At 68.2% G+C, this 5155-nt stretch carries 7 protein-coding genes and 1 pseudogene; 3 read left to right on the forward strand and 5 right to left on the reverse strand.

Annotation, left to right across the window (positions count from 1 at the left end; all coding sequences use genetic code 11):
• A pseudogene (locus VFA16_RS08325) lies at window positions 1-161 on the reverse strand (glycine--tRNA ligase); the annotation flags it as partial.
• A 197-nt stretch (window positions 162-358) separates the two neighbouring features.
• On the opposite strand from VFA16_RS08325, the gene VFA16_RS08330 reads away from it, so the two are divergent.
• Both VFA16_RS08330 and VFA16_RS08335 read left to right on the forward strand, forming a co-directional pair.
• Window positions 359-712: a metalloregulator ArsR/SmtB family transcription factor gene (locus VFA16_RS08330; protein WP_324967364.1), complete on the forward strand. Its 354-nt coding sequence runs from the start codon at window positions 359-361 to the stop codon at window positions 710-712.
• Window positions 712-1101 (forward strand): Fur family transcriptional regulator, encoded by a 390-nt coding sequence (locus tag VFA16_RS08335; protein WP_324967358.1) that lies wholly within the window; start codon window positions 712-714, stop codon window positions 1099-1101. The genes VFA16_RS08330 and VFA16_RS08335 overlap by 1 nt, the downstream gene beginning before the upstream one ends.
• 170 nt (window positions 1102-1271) lie before the next feature.
• Here the strand turns inward: VFA16_RS08335 and VFA16_RS08340 are convergent, their stop codons facing one another.
• The 3 genes from VFA16_RS08340 to recO are packed head-to-tail and all read right to left on the reverse strand — an operon-like array spanning window position 1272 to window position 3380.
• Complete coding sequence (locus VFA16_RS08340; protein ID WP_324967359.1) at window positions 1272-1688, reverse strand: hypothetical protein; 417 nt, start codon at window positions 1686-1688, stop codon at window positions 1272-1274.
• The gene (locus tag VFA16_RS08345; protein WP_324967360.1) at window positions 1688-2590 is read right to left on the reverse strand and encodes a decaprenyl diphosphate synthase; all 903 of its coding nucleotides are present in this window, start codon (window positions 2588-2590) and stop codon (window positions 1688-1690) included. Before VFA16_RS08345 ends, VFA16_RS08340 begins: the two co-directional genes overlap by 1 nt.
• Window positions 2550-3380, reverse strand: coding sequence for a DNA repair protein RecO (gene recO / locus VFA16_RS08350; RefSeq protein WP_324967361.1), 831 nt, complete (start codon window positions 3378-3380; stop codon window positions 2550-2552). The genes VFA16_RS08345 and recO overlap by 41 nt, the downstream gene beginning before the upstream one ends.
• A 73-nt stretch (window positions 3381-3453) precedes the next feature.
• On the opposite strand from recO, the gene VFA16_RS08355 reads away from it, so the two are divergent.
• Window positions 3454-4905 carry an amidase gene (locus VFA16_RS08355; RefSeq protein ID WP_324967362.1) on the forward strand — a complete coding sequence of 484 codons (1452 nt, stop codon included), beginning with the start codon at window positions 3454-3456 and terminating at the stop codon, window positions 4903-4905.
• Window positions 4906-4923: 18 nt separating this feature from the next.
• Here the strand turns inward: VFA16_RS08355 and VFA16_RS08360 are convergent.
• The coding region (locus tag VFA16_RS08360) for a KH domain-containing protein (protein ID WP_324967363.1) at window positions 4924-5155 on the reverse strand (232 nt) is incomplete at its 5' end.

Consider the following 5155-nt stretch of genomic DNA (forward strand, 5'->3'; position numbering starts at 1 on the left):
CACCACTGTCGCTTGATGTTCTCTTTGAGCTCGACACCCAGCGGCCCGTAGTCCCACGCCGACTTGACGCCGCCGTAGATTTCGCCGCACGGGTACACCAGGCCGCGGCGTTTGGCGAGGTTGGCCACGGTGTCGATGACGGACGCCACGGGCGGGTGCACTCCTGTCTCGGGTGGGGATGAACGCGGATGGCGATGAGCCGCGAGCACCAGTCATCGTAGCGATCGGCCCAGCGGTCTTTGACATGCGTCATCGTGCATGTGACAGTGGAGGTCAGCCGACAGCGATTCCCAACTGCCCTGCTCGAAGGTGATGACTCATGTCCCCGTCAACGTCACCGGTAGCCGACGGCCCGTCAATGGCAGCCGTCGGTTCCGAGCTGGAGGGAGAGCACGAGCGCGGGTTCTCGGCGTTCCCGGCGCCGCCGCCGCGGGAAATCCTGGACGCTGCCGGTGAGCTGCTGCGCGCGCTGGCGGCACCGGTCCGCATCGCGATCGTGCTGCAATTGCGCGAGTCGCAGCGCTGCGTGCACGAGCTGGTCGACGCGCTGGGCGTACCGCAACCGTTGGTGAGCCAGCACTTGAAGATTCTCAAGGCCGCCGGCGTGGTCGCCGGCGAGCGGTCAGGGCGCGAAGTCCTCTACCGGCTGGCCGACCACCACCTGGCGCACATCGTCATCGACGCTGTCGCTCACGCCGGTGAGGAGCGCTGATGACGGGTGCCGGTGTTCGCTCCACCCGGCAGCGGGCGGCCATCGCGACCCTGCTGGAAACCCTCGACGACTTCCGCTCGGCGCAAGAACTGCACGACGAGTTGCGTCGGCGCGGCGAAAACATCGGCCTGACTACCGTCTACCGGACGCTGCAGTCGATGGCGGCGGCGGGGATGCTCGACACGCTGCGCAACGACACGGGTGAATCCGTGTACCGCCGTTGCTCGACGAACCATCACCACCATCTGGTGTGCCGCAGCTGCGGCTCCACCGTGGAGGTCGGCGATCGCGAGGTCGAGGCGTGGGCCGCCGACGTGGCGGCCGAACACGGCTTTTCCGATCCCAGCCACACCATCGAGATCTTCGGCACCTGCGCGGAGTGCCGATAATTCCGCTGGCAGCTTCAGCAGGCACGGCTGTGCCGGGTGCCCCTTTGGGCGGGAACACCCTAGGTGCCCGCCTCCGCGCGATTCTCAGGTCGGCGACCCCACTTGCCAGCTTTGTAAATTGCTATGAGGCGGGTTCAAAGACTATTACCCTCCGTCGGGGCAAGCGAGCCCTAAGCCGTTAGGGCCCGTCGTATTTCGGCGCCCGTGTCGAGCACCATGAGGATCAGCGTCCGCAGCGCGTTGTCTGTCAGGCCGGCGCCGGGGAAGTTGTACCGCAGCATCACGTCGGCGGTTTTGGCCGAGTTGCGCTTCGCGGTCGCCTCGCCGACCTTTTCCACCACGGCCACTGCGCCCAACTGGATTCCGTTCGCCTGCTCGGCCACCCGGTCGCGGACCTTCTTGTTCAACGGAAGATCCCATGCCAACACTTGGGTGAGCGACACCAGATCGAGATCCTCGACGACGGACACCACCCGCAGCGACGCCAACGTGCCGAGATGGCGGATGGTCAGTGCGCCGTCGGGTTCTTCTTCGACGGGCAGCACCTCCCGCAGCACCGACGTCAGCCGCTCCTGCAGTGAGGGCATCAGGCGCTCCCGAATCGTCGATGGCGGGACGCGTAGTCCTCGCAGGCCGCCCACAAGTCGCGGCGGTCATAGTCGGGCCACAGCTTGTCTTGGAAAATGTATTCGGCGTATGCCGCCTGCCACAACATGAAATTGCTGGACCGCTGCTCCCCCGAGGTGCGCAGCAGCAAGTCCACATCGGGAATGTCGGGCCGCTGCAGGTGACGGGCGATCGTCGCCTCGGTGATCCGATCAGGATTGAGCTTGCCTACGGCCGCCTCCCGCGCGATTGCCCTGGCAGCTTCGGTGATTTCGGCCCGGCCGCCGTAGTTCACGCAGTAGTTCACGGTGATGACGTCGTTGCCGGCAGTCATCTGCTCGGCGATCTCGAGTTCTTTGATCACGCTGCGCCACAACCGTGGCCGCGAGCCGACCCACCGTATCCGCACACCGATAGCCTTTAGGCTTTCGCGGCGGCGCCGCACCACATCGCGGTTGAAGCCCATCAAGAAGCGGACCTCTTCGGCCGACCGTTTCCAGTTCTCGGTGGAAAAAGCGAAAAGGCTCAACCACTTGATGCCGAGTTCGATTGCGCCACAGGCTATGTCGATGACAACCGCCTCGCCCATCTTGTGTCCCTCGACGCGCGGCAGTCCGCGCTGCGTGGCCCACCGGCCGTTGCCGTCCATCACGATCGCGACGTGCGTTGGCAGCTGCGCGGCCGGGATTCGTGGCGGGACCGCTTTCGACGGGTGTTGCGGTGGCCGGCGCGGGCCGCCATCGGGTGACGGCGGCAGCTCCGGGAAGACCACCGGCCACGTCGACTTGTCCGGGAAGCTCGGGTAGTCGGGCGGCGCGGGAGACAGCTGCGGAAAGCCGCGCTCAGCTTTCCGCGCTGAGCCGCTGCCCCGGTTCCGCACCATGGGCCACATCCTGCCCGACCAGCGAGATGCGATGGGCGGCGACCGCGCGGTCGACCCGGTCCATCCGCTCCACCAGCGGCAACGTTCGCAGTTGGCGTTCTAAGTGCCATTGCAGGTGGGCGGCCACCAACCCGCTGACGTGGTTGCGGTGCGGTTGCGGCGCAGCCAGCGCCGCCTCCCAGTCGCCGTCGCGCAACGCCGACATCAATTCCAATACCCCCAGCGGCGGCGTGGTGGAACCGGCCGGGCGGCAGTGCGGGCAGACGCTGCCGCCCGCGGCGATGTGAAACGCTCGATGCGGGCCGGGCGTGGCGCAGCGGGCGCACTCGGTCAGCGCCGGCGCCCATCCGGCGATCCCCATGGCACGCAGCAGGTAGGCGTCCAGCACCAGCTCGCGCGGCCGCTGCCCGTCGGCCACCGCCCGCAGCGCCCCCACTGTGAGCCGGTGCAGCGCCGGGGCCGGTGCCCGCTCCTCACCGGCGAGGCGTTCGGCGGTTTCCAGCATCGCGCACGCGCAGGTGTAGCGGCCGTAGTCGCTGACGATGTCGGTGGCGAACGCGTCGATCGCGACCACCTGGGTGATGATGTCCAGGTTGCGGCCGGGGTAGAGCTGCACGTCGATGTGAGAGAACGGCTCCAGCCGCGCGCCGAACTTGCTGCGGGTGCGGCGCACACCCTTGGCCACCGCGCGCACCAGGCCGTGGTCGCGGGTCAGCAGGGTGATGATCCGGTCGGCTTCGCCGAGCTTGTGCTGGCGCAGCACCACCGCCCGGTCCCGGTATAGCCGCATCACTCCAGTTTGGCATCGTGCTGAGACATCGCTGGGACATGGCCGGGATGGCACGCCGATACTCTGGTCGGCGATGGCACACGCGTCTTTCCTTCGCTTCCCAACCCTGTCCGATCAGCTCTACCAGCTGGCCAGCCGTGAGGTGACGTCGGACGAGCTGGTGCGCCGCTCGCTGCACGCCATCGACCTCAGCCAGTCCACGCTCAACGCGTTCCGGGTGGTGCTCACGGAGTCGGCGCTGGCCGATGCCGCCGAGGCCGACCGCCGGCGCGCCGCCGGTGAGCAGGCGCCGCTGCTGGGCGTCCCGATCGCGGTCAAGGATGACGTCGACATCGCCGGTGTCGCAACGGCTTTCGGCGCATCCGGGTACGTCGCACCTGCCACCGCCGATTCCGAGGTGGTGCGCCGGCTCAAGGCGGCGGGCGCGGTGATCGTCGGCAAAACCAACACCTGTGAACTCGGCCAATGGCCGTTCACCAGCGGACCCGCATTCGGGCACACCCGCAACCCCTGGTCACGCAAGCACACACCCGGCGGATCGTCGGGCGGCGGCGCTGCCGCGGTGGCGGCCGGCCTGGTCGCCGCCGCTATCGGCTCGGACGGAGCCGGCAGCATCCGTATCCCCGCGGCATGGACACACCTGGTGGGCATCAAGCCGCAGCGCGGCCGGATTTCGACCTGGCCGCTGCCCGAGGCGTTCAACGGCATCACGGTCAACGGCGTGCTGGCGCGCACCGTCGAGGACGCGGCGCTGGTGCTTGACGCCGTCTCTGGCAACGTCGAGGGCGACCTGCACAAACCACCTCCGGTCAAGGTCTCCCAATACGTCGGCGTCGCGCCAGGTCCGCTGAAGGTCGCGGTGTCAACCCGCTTCCCGTTTACCGCGTTTCGGGCCGCGCTGCACCCGGAGATCCGCGCCGCGCTGGACAGGGTGGCCGAGCAACTCAAGCTGCTGGGCCACTCCGTGGTGGCCGGCAACCCCGATTACGGCCTGCGGTTGTCGTGGAATTTCCTGGCACGGTCCACCGCCGGGCTGCTCGACTGGGCAGAGCGGCTCGGCGACGGCGTCGAATACGACCGTCGCACGCTGTCCAACATGCGGATGGGCCGACTGCTCTCCGGGCGGGTGCTGCGCCGCGCGCGCGCCCACGAGGCCGCGGATCAGCGTCGGGTCGGCTCGATCTTCGACATCGTCGACGTGGTGCTAGCGCCGACCACCGCGCAGCCACCGCCACAGGTGCACGCCTTCGACACGTTGGGCGGCTTGGCCACCGACCGCGTCATGATCAAGGCCTGCCCGGTGACGTGGCCGTGGAATGTGCTGGGGTGGCCGTCGATCAACGTCCCGGCAGGCTTCACCTCCGAAGGTCTGCCGATCGGTGTACAGCTGATGGGGCCGGCCAACAGCGAGCCGTTGCTGGTGTCGCTGGCCGCCGAACTCGAGGGCGTCATGGGCTGGGCCGCCAAGCAGCCGCAGGCTTGGTGGAACACCGGGATGGGCACGCCGCCGATAGCGCTGCGCTAACCGCGACCGCAGCGACGGTCAAAAGCCAAGGCGGCCAAGCTGTTTGGGGTCGCGCTGCCAGTTCTTGGCGACCTTGACCCGCAGGCCGAGATAGACCTTGCTGCCCAGCAGCTTCTCGATTTGGCGGCGCGCGGCGGTGCCGACTTCCCGTAGCCGGGCGCCGCCCTTGCCGATCACGATGCCCTTCTGGCTGGGCCGCTCCACGTAGATCACCGCGTGCACGTCGAGCAGGTCGTCACGGCCCTCGTGC

The organism is Mycobacterium sp., from assembly GCF_035653355.1.
GTDB lineage: Bacteria > Actinomycetota > Actinomycetes > Mycobacteriales > Mycobacteriaceae > Mycobacterium.

Coding starts and splice junctions, on each gene's coding strand:
- VFA16_RS08345 (WP_324967360.1), bottom strand. CDS start 2,590: ATGGTGCGGAACCGGGGCAGCGGCTCAGCGCGGAAAGCTGAGCGCGGC.
- recO (WP_324967361.1), bottom strand. CDS start 3,380: ATGCGGCTATACCGGGACCGGGCGGTGGTGCTGCGCCAGCACAAGCTC.
- VFA16_RS08335 (WP_324967358.1), top strand. CDS start 712: ATGACGGGTGCCGGTGTTCGCTCCACCCGGCAGCGGGCGGCCATCGCG.
- VFA16_RS08340 (WP_324967359.1), bottom strand. CDS start 1,688: ATGCCCTCACTGCAGGAGCGGCTGACGTCGGTGCTGCGGGAGGTGCTG.
- VFA16_RS08355 (WP_324967362.1), top strand. CDS start 3,454: ATGGCACACGCGTCTTTCCTTCGCTTCCCAACCCTGTCCGATCAGCTC.
- VFA16_RS08330 (WP_324967364.1), top strand. CDS start 359: ATGGCAGCCGTCGGTTCCGAGCTGGAGGGAGAGCACGAGCGCGGGTTC.